The organism is Janthinobacterium sp. RA13, assembly GCF_000745325.1.
Lineage (GTDB): Bacteria > Pseudomonadota > Gammaproteobacteria > Burkholderiales > Burkholderiaceae_D > Janthinobacterium > Janthinobacterium rivuli.
The window spans coordinates 6,129,219-6,144,608 of record NZ_JQNP01000001.1; the positions used below are offsets into that span (position 1 = coordinate 6,129,219).

18 protein-coding genes are annotated in these 15,390 nt (G+C 62.2%); 11 read left to right on the plus strand and 7 right to left on the minus strand.

Features of this window, described 5'->3' with window-relative positions:
- Nucleotides 1–127 precede the first annotated feature (127 nt).
- Nucleotides 128–520 (plus strand): GFA family protein, encoded by a 393-nt coding sequence (locus FG13_RS29775; protein ID WP_081922738.1) that lies wholly within the window; start codon nucleotides 128–130, stop codon nucleotides 518–520.
- Nucleotides 521–631: 111 nt separating this feature from the next.
- Here FG13_RS29775 and FG13_RS27215 read toward each other — a convergent pair whose 3' ends face one another.
- Entirely contained in the window at nucleotides 632–997 is a 366-nt protein-coding gene (locus FG13_RS27215; protein ID WP_035826144.1) for a hypothetical protein, read from the minus strand.
- A gap of 340 nt (nucleotides 998–1,337) precedes the next feature.
- On the opposite strand from FG13_RS27215, the gene FG13_RS27220 reads away from it, so the two are divergent.
- From FG13_RS27220 to FG13_RS27235, 4 genes are all read left to right on the plus strand, one after another.
- Nucleotides 1,338–1,745, plus strand: coding sequence for a GNAT family N-acetyltransferase (locus FG13_RS27220; RefSeq protein WP_035826145.1), 408 nt, complete (start codon nucleotides 1,338–1,340; stop codon nucleotides 1,743–1,745).
- Between the two features lie 7 nt (nucleotides 1,746–1,752).
- Entirely contained in the window at nucleotides 1,753–2,211 is a 459-nt protein-coding gene (locus FG13_RS27225; protein ID WP_200880322.1) for a hypothetical protein, read from the plus strand.
- Nucleotides 2,212–2,348: 137 nt separating this feature from the next.
- Nucleotides 2,349–2,549, plus strand: coding sequence for a DUF3079 domain-containing protein (locus tag FG13_RS27230; protein WP_035826151.1), 201 nt, complete (start codon nucleotides 2,349–2,351; stop codon nucleotides 2,547–2,549).
- Between the two features lie 71 nt (nucleotides 2,550–2,620).
- Nucleotides 2,621–3,115 (plus strand): prolyl-tRNA synthetase associated domain-containing protein, encoded by a 495-nt coding sequence (locus FG13_RS27235; protein WP_035826153.1) that lies wholly within the window; start codon nucleotides 2,621–2,623, stop codon nucleotides 3,113–3,115.
- A 9-nt stretch (nucleotides 3,116–3,124) separates the two neighbouring features.
- Here the strand turns inward: FG13_RS27235 and FG13_RS27240 are convergent, their stop codons facing one another.
- A complete protein-coding gene (locus tag FG13_RS27240) occupies nucleotides 3,125–4,360 on the minus strand; it encodes an MFS transporter (protein ID WP_035826155.1) in 1,236 nt (411 codons plus the stop codon).
- A gap of 156 nt (nucleotides 4,361–4,516) precedes the next feature.
- Here FG13_RS27240 and FG13_RS27245 point away from each other — a divergent pair, with 156 nt between their 5' ends.
- On the plus strand, nucleotides 4,517–5,134 hold the full coding sequence (locus tag FG13_RS27245) for a TetR/AcrR family transcriptional regulator (RefSeq protein WP_035826157.1): 618 nt from the start codon (nucleotides 4,517–4,519) through the stop codon (nucleotides 5,132–5,134).
- Here the strand turns inward: FG13_RS27245 and FG13_RS27250 are convergent.
- Nucleotides 5,131–5,601, minus strand: a complete 471-nt coding sequence (locus FG13_RS27250; protein WP_035826158.1) for a GNAT family N-acetyltransferase — start codon at nucleotides 5,599–5,601, stop codon at nucleotides 5,131–5,133. The genes FG13_RS27245 and FG13_RS27250 overlap by 4 nt on opposite strands.
- Before the next feature lie 41 nt (nucleotides 5,602–5,642).
- Complete coding sequence (locus FG13_RS27255; protein ID WP_152598875.1) at nucleotides 5,643–6,302, minus strand: XAC2610-related protein; 660 nt, start codon at nucleotides 6,300–6,302, stop codon at nucleotides 5,643–5,645.
- Nucleotides 6,303–6,479: 177 nt separating this feature from the next.
- Here FG13_RS27255 and FG13_RS27260 point away from each other — a divergent pair, with 177 nt between their 5' ends.
- A complete protein-coding gene (locus tag FG13_RS27260) occupies nucleotides 6,480–7,136 on the plus strand; it encodes a tetratricopeptide repeat protein (RefSeq protein ID WP_081922739.1) in 657 nt (218 codons plus the stop codon).
- Here the strand turns inward: FG13_RS27260 and FG13_RS27265 are convergent.
- Together FG13_RS27265 and FG13_RS27270 are read right to left on the minus strand one after the other, a co-directional pair.
- A complete protein-coding gene (locus FG13_RS27265; protein WP_035826166.1) occupies nucleotides 7,123–8,100 on the minus strand; it encodes a ribonuclease Z in 978 nt (325 codons plus the stop codon). The two genes, FG13_RS27260 and FG13_RS27265, sit on opposite strands and share 14 nt — an antisense overlap.
- Before the next feature lie 46 nt (nucleotides 8,101–8,146).
- A complete protein-coding gene (locus FG13_RS27270; RefSeq protein WP_235211814.1) occupies nucleotides 8,147–9,640 on the minus strand; it encodes a metal-dependent hydrolase family protein in 1,494 nt (497 codons plus the stop codon).
- A 216-nt stretch (nucleotides 9,641–9,856) separates the two neighbouring features.
- Here FG13_RS27270 and FG13_RS27275 point away from each other — a divergent pair, with 216 nt between their 5' ends.
- From FG13_RS27275 to FG13_RS27295, 4 genes are all read left to right on the plus strand, one after another.
- On the plus strand, nucleotides 9,857–10,237 hold the full coding sequence (locus FG13_RS27275; RefSeq protein WP_035826171.1) for a hypothetical protein: 381 nt from the start codon (nucleotides 9,857–9,859) through the stop codon (nucleotides 10,235–10,237).
- A 108-nt stretch (nucleotides 10,238–10,345) separates the two neighbouring features.
- Entirely contained in the window at nucleotides 10,346–12,181 is a 1,836-nt protein-coding gene (gene msbA, locus FG13_RS27280; protein ID WP_035826174.1) for a lipid A export permease/ATP-binding protein MsbA, read from the plus strand.
- A 143-nt stretch (nucleotides 12,182–12,324) separates the two neighbouring features.
- On the plus strand, nucleotides 12,325–13,452 hold the full coding sequence (locus FG13_RS27290) for a toxin-antitoxin system YwqK family antitoxin (RefSeq protein WP_161784215.1): 1,128 nt from the start codon (nucleotides 12,325–12,327) through the stop codon (nucleotides 13,450–13,452).
- A gap of 124 nt (nucleotides 13,453–13,576) precedes the next feature.
- Complete coding sequence (locus FG13_RS27295; protein ID WP_235211815.1) at nucleotides 13,577–14,026, plus strand: MarR family winged helix-turn-helix transcriptional regulator; 450 nt, start codon at nucleotides 13,577–13,579, stop codon at nucleotides 14,024–14,026.
- Here FG13_RS27295 and FG13_RS27300 read toward each other — a convergent pair.
- Nucleotides 14,016–15,350: a chloride channel protein gene (locus FG13_RS27300; RefSeq protein ID WP_035826180.1), complete on the minus strand. Its 1,335-nt coding sequence runs from the start codon at nucleotides 15,348–15,350 to the stop codon at nucleotides 14,016–14,018. The genes FG13_RS27295 and FG13_RS27300 overlap by 11 nt on opposite strands.
- Between the last annotated feature and the right edge of the window lie 40 nt (nucleotides 15,351–15,390).

A 15,390-nucleotide genomic window follows, 5' to 3' on the forward strand; every position in this document is an offset into this window, starting at 1 on the left:
AATTCCGCGATGCGGCTCGTGGGGGAACTGCCCCTCGCTTCGGCGCTGAAAAATTCCTCCCGATGTGTCTTGTTTGTGCAGAAGTACTGTGTAAAAATACAGTATCAACGTTCAAAAAGGACACCTCATGATCAAAGGCAGTTGCTGCTGTGGCTCAGTAAAGTTTGAATTGGCCTCACCCCCAGGCATGATGGGCATGTGTCACTGTTCGCGTTGCCGGAAGGCCGGAGCGAGTGCCCTGGCCTTCGTGGATAAAAATGCATTTACCTTGCTGGAGGGGCGGGAATTTATTCAACGATATGAGCCAGAGGCTCCTTTTAAATACGCTAGAACTTTTTGCAAAAAATGCGGGACTTCTTTGGGGGAGATTGGCTCAGAGAGCGATTCATTTCCAATATCGCTTAACTGCCTGGATGATGACCCTGAGGTAAGAATACAATTTCATGTGCATGTTGGCTCCAAGCCTGCATGGTATGAAATTTGTGATAATGCCAAACAGTTTCAAGAAAGTCCGACATAATAAAAAAACCAGTCATTTGACTGGTTTTTTATCGCATTCATGACACTCCGAAGAATTCCGATGATCGGTTGCTGTCAGGATGGCTCCTCCAGCCATACCCTCGCGAGCTGATCATTTATGCGCCACCGGCCCCTTGGCGATCGGCACAAACACTTTCCATTTATCTTGTATCGTGGGTTTGACGGTCTTGGCACAACTCACAGCAACATTCGGTCCGGACAGGCCATGGCTTTTCGGAACCCATTGCACACGCAACGCTACCGCGCATTTCGTCACCAGAATCTTCCGGTTCGGCTCCAGGACTTGCCAGTTTGTGCCATTTTTTGCATTTTCAGCTGCCATGAACTGTACTGCTGCATCCTTGATCTCAAACAAGCCATGGATGTCACCGCGTGTCCGGTCTTCGTCAAGCGTGCCAGCGAGTGCTGATGAGGCACCAGCAGCAAGAAAAAGGGCGGCAACAAAGGAGGTGTACATGCGTTTATTCAATCGTAACGGTACCCACATATTTACAATCCTTGCCAAGTCTGTTTGAGATCAGATAGAGATATGGAAGGTTCCACATTTCCAGTGTGTGCATTGTCACACAAGCTAGCGCAGCTTGTTCGTTTGCTTGCCGGATTCCTGTTTGATTGCAAGGTGGCGTATGAAGGCCAGCGTTTTCTGAGGTTCCGGGCATTTGACTGAGCGCCAGATGCATGGCGGGGACGGGAACAGCCTTTCTCCGTCGCAACTGGCATACTATTCAATGCATATGCCGATATGAGCAATGTTTGCAGAAACAAGCTGCGCCCAATTACCTGCCACCTTTGAATCCATGAAAAACATCAGCGTAGAATATCGTCACAACTTTCCCCTCGATCCGCTCGATGTCGTGCGTGTCTTCGATCAATCCGGAATCAAGCGCCCTACCGACAATCTCCCGAGAATCGCGCGCATGTTCGCCGCGCCTTGCCTTTTGCTGTCGGCCTGGGTGGATAATGAGCTTGTGGGTCTGGCCCGGTCACTGACGGACTATTCCTACTGCTGCTATCTGTCGGATCTGGCCGTCAACAAGCAGTACCAGGGCCTGGGTATCGGCAAGGAACTTGTCAAGCGCACCCAGGCCATCATCGGCGACGAAGTCTCCTTGATACTGCTGTCCGCCCCGGATGCCATGTCTTACTATCCGACGCTCGGTTTTGAGCCTGCAGGCAATGCCTACGTCATCCGGCGCAAATATTGAGCGCCCTATGAAACCCGTCTACACCCTTGCCGAAGCTCTGGCAAAAGACCCCAGCCGCGTCGCCAAAACCCAGTCCCTCACCCGCGACAGTTCCAGACCCCACATGGGTCTGAAAGGCAGTCACGGCCTGTTCGCTTCCGAAGCCTGGTGGGAAAGCATCGAGGCCAAACGCCTCCAGACGCAAATCGTGACGGGCAGCATCGAACGAACGTATTTCGCGGGCCAGGACAGCCGCCGTGGCTATCAGGTCAACAGCTTCACCTTGCGCCTGGCGGATGGCTCGACAGTCGACGAAAGCATCTACACGAATGACAAGCAGGACACCAGGCTGTTCGTGCCTGGCGCCATGGTGACGATGGTCTACGTGCTGGATGAGCTGAAGGCGCAGCCGGCTGTCGACGGCGGTGTCAATTACGCGCGAACCGTGCTGGAAGTGGCCATATTCGTCACGAAAGATCCGGAATAGGGGGCGGCGCCATGCCGACGCTCCATTTTCTGCACAAGCTTGACATTGGACAAGTTCCCAGCCGAAATTCGTTTGACCGCCCCCCGCGCCAGGTCTAGAGTCTACAAGGAACCCTCAACCGACCACGATCGCCTCCCATGGCCAAGCCTTTTCCCTTAAACCCCAAGAACCCCGAACGCATCTGCTGGGGTTGCGACAAGTATTGTCCGCCGGACGCCATGCGTTGCGGCAATGGCTCCGAACGCACGCAGCATCCGATCGAGCTGTTTGGCGAAGGCTGGAATGACTGGGGACTGGCGGCGGCCGACAAGGCCGACCAGGACGAAAACAAGCCTTGACGGCAAGCGCACCACGCGGCGCACCGCTACAATCGCCTCATCGCCCATTCATCCGAGCCGAGGAAATACCGATGCAAGAGATCCTGTCCCGCTGGCTGGCAAGCAGCGCCGGCGATTGCCCATTCGTCGAGCACCCGGCCGTGCACACGATCGATGAAGCACTGATCCACGTGCCGGCCATGCCTGGCCAGATGGTCAAGAATCTGTTCGTGCGCGATGAAAAGGGCCGCCGGCATTTCCTCGTCATCGTGCCCTTCGACAAGCGCATCAACCTGGCGGCGCTGGGGCGGCTTTTGCCAGCCAGTAAGCTGAGCATGGCCTCGCCCGAACGCTTGCTGCAGCACCTGGGCATCATGCCTGGTTCCGTCAGCCTGTTTGCGCTGATACACGACAGCGCGCAGGCGGTGGAACTGGTGCTCGACCAGGCCGTATGGGAAGCTGATTCAGTGCAAGCCCATCCGCTACGCAACACGGCGACAGTGGCGCTGTCGCATGCCATTCTGGTCAATTTCCTTGCGCATACGGGCCACGTGCCCCGCATTCTGAACGTCCCGGCGGCTGATTAAACGCCTTGTTTAATGCCCGGCCACGGGCGCGCCGCCGCTGCGTCGTCCCGGCCGGAAACCGTGCGCGCGGGCCGACCAGGCGACGAGAAAGGCCAGCATGAGCAAAGCTACCATGGCCCACGGGAAAGCGTCCGCGCCCCAGGTTTCCAGCAGGGCGCCGCCCACCACGCCCGCGGCGGCAATCGCGCCATTCCACGCCACCACATTCATCGACAAGGCCACGTCGGCGCCGCTGCCGGCCGTGTCGGCCAGCGCCGTTTGCAGCAGGGTGGCCGCGCCACCGAAGCTCAGGCCCCAGACGGCCATGCCCAGGTAGATCACAAAGGGGAGGTGCGACGCGACACCCAGCACGAAGGCCGTCGCGGCGAATACGGCCAGGCTGGCCAGCACGGTGGCGCGCAGGTGGCGCTCGACCAGCCGGCCCGTGATCCAGATGCCGGCCATGGCGGCGGCGCCGAAGACGAGCAGCACCAGGTCGATTCGCTGCGTCAATCCTGCCGGCGCCACGAACGGGGCGATGTAGGTGTAGAGAATGTTGTGCGCCAGCATCCAGGCGATGACGACGGCCAGCACGGGGCGCACGCCCGGCGTCGTGAAGACGCGACGCAGGGGCAGGCGTTCATGCACGGACTGGCCCGGGTAGTCGGGCACCTTCGCCAGCACCCAGGCGATCAGGATCAATGTCAGGGCGGAAATGATCCAGAACGCGGCGCGCCAGCCGACCAGGGAACCGAGCAAGGTGCCCAGCGGTACGCCCAGGGACAGGGCGACGGGCGCACCCACCATGGCCAGCGCCAGGGCGCGGCCTTGCTGATGGGGCGCCACCATGCGGCGCGCGTAGCCGGCCAGCAAGCTCCACGCCAGTCCGGCCGCCATGCCGGCAAAGAAGCGGGCCGCCAGGGTCAGCCAGTAGTGGGGCGACAGGGCCGTGACGGTATTGAACACGAGAAAGCCAATGATGGTCAGCAGCAGCACGTTGCGGCGGCGCCAGCCGCGCGTGGCGATGGTGAGCGGAATGGCGGCCAGCAGGGAGCCGAGCGCGTAGGCCGTGACCATTTGCCCGGCCAGCGCGGCGCTGACGCCGAGGCCCGCGCTGATTTGCGGCAACAAGCCGGCGGGCAAGGTTTCAGTCACGATGCAGATAAAACCCGTCATGGCCAGAGCCAGCAGGCCGGCGACGGGGAGGCGATCGGCCAGCGCAGGGCTGGTTCCGGTGGTGAGCGTAGCGTGATTCACGGCAAACATCCTTGTCAAGTAATCGGGCGCAGGAATCCCCCGACCGTTATGGCGGTACATATGTGCCGATCGGTATAAATATAGGCGATGGCGTGCCGCGTTGTCAACGACTTCTGTATCGAGTAGTATGTAAGTAGCGTATGAGCAGATGAGAAGGAGCGATGGATGGCGCAAATGGGACGGCCGCGCACGTTCGACCGGCAGGCAGCGGTCGAACAGGCCATGTTTTTATTCTGGCAGCAGGGGTATGAATCGACGTCCTTGAGCCAGCTCAAGGCGAGCCTGGGCGGCGGCATTTCCGCGCCCAGCTTTTATGCGGCGTTCGGTTCGAAAGAAGCGCTGTTCCGTGAGGCGGCGCAATGCTACCTGGACACGTTTGCCCGCGTGACGGAATGCCTGTGGGACGATGGCCTGGCGCCGCGCGCGGCCATCGAGCTGGCCTTGCGCCAGTCGGCCCGCATGCAGTCCGAGCCGGGCCATCCGCCCGGCTGCATGGTGGCGCTTGGCTGCATGAGCGCGCCGACGGCCGAGCATGCGGCCGTGGCTGCACCGCTGACGGCTTCGCGCGCCCGCACGCGCGCCGGCTTCGCGCGCTGCGTGGAGCGGGGCATGGCCAGCGGCGAATTGCCGGTTGACACAAATGCGGTTGCGCTGGCGTCCGTCTTCGACAGCTTTTTATCGGGCGTGTCGATTCAGGCCCGCGATGGCGTTGGCTACGCCGTGTTTGACGCTGCCATCACGCAGTTGATGCGCGTGTGGGATGCCCACCGCTTGACCGCTTAGGCCGTAAAGCGAAACTCCAGCACATCGTCGCCATATTTGTCCGTCTCGCCCGTCGCCGTCCAGCCCAGGTAACGGTAAAAGCCGTAGGAGCGCGAGGCGGGATCGCTGGAACAGCCGAGGAACAGCCGCTGGTGACCCTGCGCGCGCAGTTCCGTCATCACCAGTTCCAGCAAGGTCTTGCCGATACCGAGGCCCTCGAATTCCGGCAGCAGGGCCAGGACGATGATTTCGCCCGTGTCGCGCTCGCCAAAGCAGTAGCCGACCAGCTGGCCATCGTGATGGCAGACCTGGCCAGGCAAGCTGCCCGAGCGCATCATTTCCGCCCAGGTGACGGCCGTGATGCCCACTTCCGCCAGACGTTCTTTTGGGATGGCGTTTTGCCGTGTCTTGCCGCGCAATGTGATGAACGCGGGCGTATCTTCCGCCTTGGCGGCATGGAAAGTAATCGATGCTGGATGTGTCGTCATGTGTTTTATTTATTCAATGGTGTCGGATGGCAGGATAAATATCATTCCCAGGGTTTGCGCATGGTTTGCGCATGGCGCTGCCAGTCATATGCTTTTACGTTGTCAATGGCCTGCTGGCCGGGATTGCCGCTGTCGATGATTTCATCCTTGACGATGATCAAGGCGTCTTTTTCATTCAAGCGATATTCCCGATAGCGCTCGCAATCCTGTTCGCGCCGGGCGGTGGCGATTAATTTGTCAGCCCGCCACGCATAGCTGTCTTCATAAAAGCATTGCGCTGCGCAGCCGCAATTGGGGATGCCGCCTTCGATTTTTTGATCGCTTATGCTGATATCCAGATTCGGAATCGCTGACAAGGGTTGATTGAAACGGTATTGCTTCGCCGGCGCATCCCATAGCCACACATCGGAACAGCGGATGCGCCCCTGGCTATCCGTGTAACCGGTTACCCACAGGTCGGCATGGCCGTCGAAATTCATGTCGACCAGCAGCGCGTGCAAATTGCCCGTGCCGCTGGTGCTGCAACTGCCATGGATCCACTGCCTGCCGACTTTCAGCTGGTACGTTTGTTTTTCATCGTGATTCGCATAACGGATATCGGCCGCTTGCCGCACTTTTCCTGTGGCGGCTTTGTCCAGGTGCAAGGTGCCGCAATAAGCCGAGGTGGAAATCAGGGATAAAAGCAGAGCAATCAGTTTCATGGCGATATTCTTGGGCGGGTACTGGGAGCCAATGTGGAGCACAATGCCCCGATTGCATCAGGCGGAGAATGATGATAACGCATGATTTGGGCAATGCGCCACACCGTTTCCTATCGTGCATTCTGCGCGGAACAGTGCTGTGTACAATGCCCAAAAATCCCCGAATAAGGAATTCTGATGACATCCTCTCCTGAATCGTTGAATGAAGCGGGCATCCTTGCGTATAACGATCATAATTACGCCGAGGCGTTCAGGCAATTCGACGCGGCCGCGCGCACCGGCGATCCGGCCGGCCAGCATTTATTGGCCAGCCTGTATTACCAGGGCCATGGCGTGACGCAAGACTTGCCGAAAGCGGTGGAATTGTTCACGGCCGCCGCGCAGGCGGGCTTTCCGCCATCGCTGGCCAATCTGGCCCTGATGTATGCGAGCGGCGATGGCGTCGCGCAAGATACGGCGCAAGCGCTTGTGTATGGCCGCCAGGCGGCCGAGGCGGGCGATGGCCAGTCGCAATTCAACCTGGCGCAGGCGTACCGCAAGGGCGATGGCGTGCCGCAAGACTTTGCCGAGGCGGCGTTCTGGTACAAGCAGGCGGCCGAGGCCGGTTCCCTGTCGGCGCAGAATGAATACGGCTTGCTGTACGCGCAAGGGCAGGGCGTGGAGCTCGATTACGTGCAGGCGTATGCGTGGATCGCCATGCCGGCCGAGGCGGGCAGCGCGCAATCGGTCAAGAACCGCGATCAGTTGCTGGAAATCCTCACGCCGTCACAGCAGCAGGCGGCGCGCGCGCTGGCCGCTGAATATGCTGCGCAGTACGGCGTCAATCCCCACTAGATTTCTTTGCCGGCAGCTTGCTCAGCACACCTGCCGCATCGAGTTCATAGCTGTCGAAATCGCGCGCGAGGAATAGTTCGCCCGAGTAATGCAGCCGGGCTTCCGCTTCCAGCTCGGCCATGCCTTCCGCATGGTGATAGCGGGCGCTGAAGTGGGTGAGGATCAGGTTTGGCAAGCGCACCGCTTCGGCGAACTGCGCCACGCGCTGCACGGAGCTGTGCGTGGGGCCGGGCCCCACTTTCTGCAGCATCGCTTCCGTGTAGGTGGCTTCATGCACGAGCAATTGCGCGCCGGCACAGGCGTCCGCCAGCAACGACGGCGTGTCGTTGTCGCCGCCGATCACCACCGTGGCGCGCTGCGTGTCCGTCTGGCGGAAAGCGCTGGCCGCTAGTACCGTGCCATCGTCGAGGATCGCATCCTGGCCCGCTTGCAATTGTCCCCAGGCGGGGCCGGGCGGCACGCCGGCCGCCAGCAAGGCCGGTTTGTCCAGCTTCCATCGGCTCGTTTCCAGCGCGAAACGATAACCCACGCTCGGCGCGCGGTGCGACAGCGCATGGCGTGAGATGGTCAAGCCCGCTTCCTCATGCACGACTGGCGCGCTGTCCACGTCGATGTGGATCAGTGGATACGTCAGGAACAGTTCCGTATGCAATAGCGTCGCGTCGATCCAGGCCTTGATGGCGGCCGGGGCGATCAGCAGCAAAGGCTTCTTGCGCCCCGTCATGGAGGCGCTGGCCAGCAGGCCCGGCAACCCATAGCTGTGGTCGCCATGCACATGGGTGATGCAAATGCCCACCAGGTCGTGCACGGACAGGGGGATGCGCTGCAGCCGGTGCTGCGTCGCTTCGCCGCAATCGATCATCCACCAGTCGCGGTTGTGCGTGGTTTGCAGGGCCAGCGACGTGACGTTGCGGTGGCGCGTGGGCACGCCGGAAGACGTGCCGAGAAAAGTCAGTTTGAACATGGGCGCATTATGCTGCAAGCCACCGCCGTTGCCAACGCGCCTGCCGTCAGCCTGCCAATGGCGCGCTCAGTTTGTCCTTGTAGATGCGCCCGTTCTTCATGATCAGCAGCAGATTTTCTTCAGGCTGGGCCAGGAAATCGAGATTCTTCGTGGGGTCGCCATCGGCCACCAGCAGATCGGCAAACGCGCCCACGGCCAGCTTGCCCAAAGTGCCCGGATAGGGCGAACGCTGGCCGGACAGGGCCAGCAGTTCGCCATTTTGCCCCGTCGCTTGCGCCAGCAAGGTCAGTGGATCGTAAAAGCGCGTGAGTTTCGCCAGCTGGCGGCCCTGGGTGGGCGTGTTTTTCGGGCTGAACAGGATGTCCGTGCCCCAGCCCGTCCTGATGCCGTACTTTTGCGCCAGCGCATACGCTTTCACGGTACCTTCCGAGACAATGGCCTGGCTGGCCTTGCGCACCGCATCGGGGTAGACATTCGCATCCGCATCCATCAGAAAAGGCTGCAGGCTCCACCACGTGCCCGTGTCGCGCATCAGGCGTACGGACTCGTCGTCCGCCAGCTGGCCATGCTCGATGCTGCGCACGCCTGCGCGGATGGCCCGCTGTATGCCTTTTGGCGTGTAGACGTGGGTCATCACATAGGTGCCCCAGTCGGCGGCCGCTTCCACGCCGGCGCGCAGTTCGCGTTCCGAATATTGCGTGCTGTCGAGCGGGTCGTACATCGACGCGACGCCGCCGCCGGCCATCATCTTGATTTGCGTCGCGCCCAGCATCAATTGCTCGCGCACGCGGCGCAGCACTTCCGCCTCGCCATCGGCGATCATGGCCATGCCTGCCGTTTCCGCCATGCCCAGCGGTGCATTGGCCGCGCGGGGAATCTCCGAGCGCAAGCGGAAGTCGCCATGGCCCGAGGTTTGCGAAATCATGGCGCCCGAGGGGAAGATGCGCGGACCGTCGACGATGCCTTCATCGATGGCGCGTTTTAATGCAAAGGCGGGGCCGCCAGGATCGCGCACGGACGTAAATCCCCGCAGCAAGGTGCGCTGCGCTTCCTGCGCCGCCACAAGATACAGATAGCCGACGTCGGACGTCATGGCCGTCACCTGATTGATGGCGGCCAGCATGGTGTGCCAGTGGGCGTCGATCAGGCCCGGCATCACCAGCTTGCCCTGGCAATCGATCACTTGCGCGCCCTCGACTTTCTCGCCGGCCGGCAGCAGGGCGGTAATCGTCGGGCCCGTCACCAGCACGTGGATGCCGGAGCGGGGCGCTTTGCCCGTGCCGTCGAACAGGCGCAGATTGGTCAGCAGCAATGGCCGCTGGGATGTTTGCGGCTGCTGGGCGATGGCGCTGCTGGTGGACAGCCCGATGAAGGGCGCCAGCATGGCGGCCGCGCCACCGAGAAACTGCCGGCGCCGCATGTCCGCCATCACCCGCTGGTGCAGGATGGTGAAGACGGTGCCGCCGCAATCGCAGGCGCGCGCTTTCAAGCCGCCCGTTTGCCACGTATCCATCAGATGCTGCTCTTGTGCCAGGGCCATCGCCGCCATCCTTTCATCGCTGCCGCGCCAGCATAGTGGCTGCAGGCAAAGTTAATAATTGGAAACTATTGCCATAGTTGGCCCGCAGCGGCGGCAAGTCAAGCGTACACTTGCTTTACGAAAACAAATATAGAATGCCGGCGTTAAACGTCTTATCGAGAGTAATATCGAGGCGTATATTGCAAGTAATATCGAATTCACTTTAAGGGGCTGGACATGATGCGTACACGCTATAAGAATATCGTCGCCACCTTGGCATTGGCTGCCTGCAGCGCTTCCGCTTCCGCCGTCGGCCTGGGTTTCCTGGCCGATACGCCGATGGCCTATCTGAACAAGAACGACAAGCCCGTCTTCGTCAAGGCCGTCACCGACGTGCTCAATGACAAGCAAGATGGCGAAACTGTGCAATGGAGCAATGAAGGCTTGCGCAATTCCGTGCGTATCGCCGCCGGTATCACGGCCAGCGACACTGAAAAGACGGATGCGCAAACCTGCCGCAAGGTGCAGGTGGACTTGAGCGCCAAGGGCCAGGAACAGACGCTCAAGCTGAAGGTCTGCAAGGCTGGCACGAGCGCGTGGAAAGTGGCGAAGAGCTGATCGTCCGTGCAGTTCCCTTGCCGGTTCTGTGCCGGCAAGGTGCGACTTTCCTCTAGGTAAGTCTGGCAGCGGTTAGAATCACGCTTTACCCTCACTTTTCTCACCTGCATGCAGCAAAGTCGCCTCCTGTTCTTCCGCCTGGCCGGCCAGTTTCGCCGCTATGGCGCCATCGTTGCCGCCACCTTGCTGGCCGTGGGCGTGGCGTCCGCCACCGATGTGTTGTTAATCCGTCAGTTGCAAAACGTCGTCGACGCCATGCGCGCGACGGCCAGCACGCAGGTCGCGCCCGCGTCCGGCGTGATGGGCATGTTGCAGGGCTGGATCGACCGTTTCTTGCCGGCACAGGCGGGGCAGGTGGACTTATGGGTGATTCCCGCCACCATCCTGGGCCTGGCCGTGCTGCGCATGGTGTCGAGCTTTGCCGGCGATTATGGTTCCGTCTGGCTATCGAGCCGGGTGCAGGCCGATTTGCGCGAAAAAATGTTCGCCACCATCATGCGCCTGCCCAGCCGCTTTTTCGATACCACCACCACCAGTTTGACGCAGTCGCGCGTGGCCTTCGACGCCAGCCAGGTGTCGCAGGCGGGCTTGAACGTGCTCAACGTGATGGTGCGCGATTCCGTCGCCACCATCGGTTATCTGATCCTGCTGTTCAGCATCGACGTGAAACTGGCCCTGTTCTGCATGGCGTCGATGCCCATCGTGGCCATCGTCGTGACTCTGGCGGGACGCCGCATGCGCCACCTGAGCAAGAGTTCGCAGCAAGCCGTGGGCGAGCTGACCTCCGTGCTCGACGAAAGCATCGGCGGCCAGCGCGTCGTGAAAATCTTCGGCGGCCAGGATTATGAGCAGGCGCGCTTCGTCGACGTGGTCAAGCGCAACCGCCAGCTGGCCGTCAAGCACGCGGCCACCTCGGCCATGAATTCCGGCTTCATCATGATGCTCGTCGGCATCACCCTGTCGTCCGTGATTTATTTCGCCATGCTGCGTGCGCAAAGCGGCGCCATCACGCCGGGCGCCTTCGTCGCCTTCATGGGCGCGCTGATGGCGATGCAGTCGCCGATCAAGAATTTGACGAAGATCAATGAACCGCTGCAGCGTGGCCTGGCGGCGGCCGAGTCCGTCTTCGGCCTGATCGACACGCCGCTGGAACCGGACCCGGGCGCCATCGCGCCCGTCACGGTGCAGGGCAATCTGTCCTTGCAGAACGTGCACTTCCGCTACAACAGCGATGATCCCGATGCGCCCACGGCCTTGAGCGACATCACGCTCGACATCCGCGCCGGCGAAACGGTGGCCCTGGTGGGCGGCTCGGGCGGCGGCAAGACAACCTTGCTGGGCTTGCTGCCGCGCTTCTATGACGTCAGCGGCGGCCAGATCCTGCTCGACGGCGTGGACCTGCGCGACTATGCCTTGCTGGCCCTGCGGCGCCAGTTCGCCCTCGTCAGCCAGGATGTGATTTTGTTCAACGACACGATGGCGGCGAATATCGCGTATGGCGACCCGGCCCCGGACCAGGACAGAATCGAAGCATCGGCGCGCGCCGCCTACGCGCACGACTTCATCATGCAGTTGCCGCAGGGCTACGAGACCCAGGCGGGGCAGAATGGTTCGCGCCTGTCGGGCGGACAACGCCAGCGCCTGGCCATTGCCCGCGCCCTGTACAAGGATGCGCCGATTTTGCTGCTGGACGAAGCGACCAGCGCGCTGGACACGGAGTCGGAGCGTTCCGTGCAGGCGGCGCTGGAAGTGCTGATGCGCAACCGCACCACCATCGTCATCGCCCACAGGCTGTCGACCATCGAAAGCGCCGACCGCATCGTCGTCATGCAGGGCGGCCGCCTGGTGGAAGCGGGCAGCCACACGGACTTGCTGCGGCAGGGCGGCGCGTATGCGCGCCTGCATGCGAGCCAGCTGTCTCCCGTCAAGGATGGCTTGGGCTGAAACTGCGCACGCGCACCCGCCAGGCCGGAGCCGGACCAGCAGGTTCGTCCCGGCCTTTTTTCATGGGGCGGCAATCGTGCCCATGGCGAACGGCGCTTGCCTTTATGATGGTGGCCGCAAAGCAATATGATCAATGGAGCAACATGAAGAATCAACAGACGATGCGCTGGCTGCTGGCCGCCGCGCTGGGCATGGGTGCAGCCCTGCCACTGGCGGCACAGGAGCAGTCCGCGGCGCCAAAACCAACGCCCACACGACAGGAGGAAGACCAGGCCATGTATCTGGATGAAAATTTCATGCCGAGCAACCAGCGCCGCGCCGTGTATGCGCTGCGCACGCCGCCCGTGCGCGACGAGGCGCTGGGCGCCTGGCACGTGCGGCTGGAATTTGCCGACACGCCGGGCGTGCTGGCCTTTGAAACCTACACCACGGACCTGGATCTGAGCCAGGTCAGGTTCGTGCGTTTCCGCAAGTATTACTACGAGAATGGCCAGTTGCTGCGCGAAACCTACTTCAATGCCCAGGGCGAGGAGTTGCTCGGCGGCTGCGTGTACTTTGAAAACGGCCAGGTCAAGCAAAAGGTGACGGCCTTGCCGAACGGGCGCGACAGCATCTCGGAAACGTATCACGAGAATGGCCAGCTGATGAGCCGCACCTTGTATCACGGCGACGAGATGGCCGATGGCGAGCAGGTGTCGTATGGCGCGAATGGGGCCGTCAGCAGCCGCTCGTATCGACGCAATGGTCAGATGGATGGTGTGCAGGAATCGTTTTATGCCGATGGCAAGCTGTTCCAACGGGGACAGTACGTCGATGGCCAGCGCGAGGGCGAGTTCGTCACGTATGCCGAGGACGGCAGCGTGCTGGCCAGGACCGTGTGGGTGCACGGCAAGCCTGACGGCTGGTCGTTTGAAAGCCATGGCAATGGCGTCATGTCGAATAAAACGCTGTACCAGAAAGGTGCCGTGCTCAGCTTGCAAACGTGGGGGCCGAGTGGCCGGCCCGTGTTTGCGTGGCAGAAAGACGCGCAGGGGCGCGACCACGGCGACACGACGGACTGGCATGCCAACGGCGTGCGCGCCAGCGTGACGCCATTCGTCGAAGGCCAGCGCCACGGCTTGCTGCAAACCTGGTACAGCGATGGCAGCCTGCGGCAGATCGTGCCGTACGAGCACGGCAAGAAGCACGGTATCGAGCGCCAGTGGGACCAGACCGGCAAGCAGGTGCTGGAGCAGGCATGGCGTGACGGTCAGCCCGTAACAAGCAGTTAGTTCCGCGCCGCCATTGCAGGTATCATGCAGGGATTCCGGCCCGCCAGCAGGCGCGAAGCCGGTGGGATAACTGGAGGCAATGGTGGTGGAAGCGGAAGTTTCGGCGTTGGCCAGGGCGCAAGGCATGGCCTTGCAAAACATGCGCGTCGTCATGCGCGCGGCGCAGCGCCACTCGGCGCAGATCGAGAAACAATGCGGCGTGTCGGGCGCGCAATTGTGGGTGATGCAGGAATTGCTGGAACGGCCGGGCCTGCGCATGGGCGAGCTGGCCAGCAAGATGTCGATCCACCAGACGACGGCAAGCAACCTGGTCGAGGCGCTAGTCAAGAAAGCCTATGTGCGCAAGGCGCGCGACCAGCCCGACCAGCGCGTGGTCACGCTCACCCTGACGGCGGAGGGGCAGGCCGTGATCGCCGGCGCGCCGCAGCCGGCGCGCGGTTTGCTGCCCAGCGCGCTGGCTCTGCTGGATCCCGACAGCCTGGCGCACCTGAACCAGGGCTTGAGCGCCTTGCTGGCCGTCGTCGCTCCCGATGACAGGCAGGCGGGCATGCAACCGTTTCCGTTTACGATGTAGTTTCCCGGCTGGCCTGCGGCAGCCGCTGCAACTGCAATTGCGCCAGCGCCCCATACAGTGGTTCGCTCAGTACGCGCGAAACCGTGCTGGCCACCACGGCGCAGGCCATCAGGCTCAGCACCATGCCGTGGCCATCGACCATTTCCATGACAATAATAAACGCCGTCAGCGGCGCCTGCGTGGCGGCGGCCAGGAAACCCACCATGCCCAGCGCGATCAGGGCCGGCGCGTGCGGGTAGTGCAGCAGCACGGCGATATCGTGGCCGATGCCGGCGCCGATGGCCAGGGATGGCGCGAAAATGCCGGCCGGCACGCCCGACCAGACGGTCAGCCACGTCGCCACATATTTGAAGGCAACAAAAGCGGGTGCCATGTCGGACGAGCCTTCCAGCATGGCGCGCGTGGCCACGGTGCCGCTGCCGAACGTGGCGCCGTGGCTGGCGATGCCGATGGCCGCCACCAGCACACCGCAGACGGCGGCGAACAGCACGGGCCGGCCCTTTCTCCACGCGGACAGTTTTCCCAGCGGATTGCCCCTCGCGGACGCCAGCAGCAGCCGGGCGAACAGGCCGCCGGCCACGCCTGCGACCAGGGTGACGAGTAAACCCGGCAAGGCCAGCGCCAGGCCGATGGGGCCGGGGTGGATGATGCCGAAGTGGGTGGCGTTGCCGTGGATGGACACGGCCATCATACCGGCCAGCACGATGCCAGCGACGATGAGGCCGCTGTTGCGCTGCTCGGGCGAGCGCGAGAGTTCTTCGATGGCAAACATGACGCCCGCCAGCGGCGTGTTGAAGGCGGCCGCGATGCCGGCCGCGCCGCCGGCCACCAGCAGCGAATGGGCGCTCACTTGCGAGTGCCGCGGTAGCCAGCGGCGCGCTGCCAGCATCACGCCGGCGGCGATTTGCACGGACGGGCCTTCGCGCCCCAGCGACAATCCCCCTAGCAAGCCGCCCGCCGTCAGGACGATTTTCGCGGCACTGAGTTTCAACGAGACAAACAATGAGCGCTGCTCGGGCGCCACGGCCGGATCCAGTGTCGCCATTACTTGCGGGATGCCGGAACCGGCCGCGCCCATCGCATAGCGGCGCGTCAGCCAGACGAGCAGGGCGGCGCAGGCTGGCGTCCACAGCAGGGCGAACCACCAGGCCTTGCCGTTAAAAAACAGGAACAGGTCCAGCGCTTCCTCCGCCAGCCACGTAAAGCCGACGACGACGAGGCCCGCGATGGCGGCCATGCCGACGACGACGGCGCGCGACCACCACAGGCGCGGGTTGGCAAATTCATGCTTGAAGGCAGAGGGAATATCGTGCAAGTGCTTCATCGCGGCAAGTCCAGGAAGGGGCGCGCAGGGCGTCGGGAAG

What these genes read in the sequence shown, in the direction of transcription:
- FG13_RS29775 (WP_081922738.1), top strand. Translation starts at nt 128, where the DNA reads ATGATCAAAGGCAGTTGCTGCTGTGGCTCAGTAAAGTTTGAATTGGCC.
- FG13_RS27215 (WP_035826144.1), bottom strand. Translation starts at nt 997, where the DNA reads ATGTACACCTCCTTTGTTGCCGCCCTTTTTCTTGCTGCTGGTGCCTCA.
- FG13_RS27220 (WP_035826145.1), top strand. Translation starts at nt 1,338, where the DNA reads ATGAAAAACATCAGCGTAGAATATCGTCACAACTTTCCCCTCGATCCG.
- FG13_RS27225 (WP_200880322.1), top strand. Translation starts at nt 1,753, where the DNA reads ATGAAACCCGTCTACACCCTTGCCGAAGCTCTGGCAAAAGACCCCAGC.
- FG13_RS27230 (WP_035826151.1), top strand. Translation starts at nt 2,349, where the DNA reads ATGGCCAAGCCTTTTCCCTTAAACCCCAAGAACCCCGAACGCATCTGC.
- FG13_RS27235 (WP_035826153.1), top strand. Translation starts at nt 2,621, where the DNA reads ATGCAAGAGATCCTGTCCCGCTGGCTGGCAAGCAGCGCCGGCGATTGC.
- FG13_RS27240 (WP_035826155.1), bottom strand. Translation starts at nt 4,360, where the DNA reads ATGTTTGCCGTGAATCACGCTACGCTCACCACCGGAACCAGCCCTGCG.
- FG13_RS27245 (WP_035826157.1), top strand. Translation starts at nt 4,517, where the DNA reads ATGGCGCAAATGGGACGGCCGCGCACGTTCGACCGGCAGGCAGCGGTC.
- FG13_RS27250 (WP_035826158.1), bottom strand. Translation starts at nt 5,601, where the DNA reads ATGACGACACATCCAGCATCGATTACTTTCCATGCCGCCAAGGCGGAA.
- FG13_RS27255 (WP_152598875.1), bottom strand. Translation starts at nt 6,302, where the DNA reads ATGAAACTGATTGCTCTGCTTTTATCCCTGATTTCCACCTCGGCTTAT.
- FG13_RS27260 (WP_081922739.1), top strand. Translation starts at nt 6,480, where the DNA reads ATGACATCCTCTCCTGAATCGTTGAATGAAGCGGGCATCCTTGCGTAT.
- FG13_RS27265 (WP_035826166.1), bottom strand. Translation starts at nt 8,100, where the DNA reads ATGTTCAAACTGACTTTTCTCGGCACGTCTTCCGGCGTGCCCACGCGC.
- FG13_RS27270 (WP_235211814.1), bottom strand. Translation starts at nt 9,640, where the DNA reads ATGGCCCTGGCACAAGAGCAGCATCTGATGGATACGTGGCAAACGGGC.
- FG13_RS27275 (WP_035826171.1), top strand. Translation starts at nt 9,857, where the DNA reads ATGATGCGTACACGCTATAAGAATATCGTCGCCACCTTGGCATTGGCT.
- msbA (WP_035826174.1), top strand. Translation starts at nt 10,346, where the DNA reads ATGCAGCAAAGTCGCCTCCTGTTCTTCCGCCTGGCCGGCCAGTTTCGC.
- FG13_RS27290 (WP_161784215.1), top strand. Translation starts at nt 12,325, where the DNA reads ATGAAGAATCAACAGACGATGCGCTGGCTGCTGGCCGCCGCGCTGGGC.
- FG13_RS27295 (WP_235211815.1), top strand. Translation starts at nt 13,577, where the DNA reads ATGGCCTTGCAAAACATGCGCGTCGTCATGCGCGCGGCGCAGCGCCAC.
- FG13_RS27300 (WP_035826180.1), bottom strand. Translation starts at nt 15,350, where the DNA reads ATGAAGCACTTGCACGATATTCCCTCTGCCTTCAAGCATGAATTTGCC.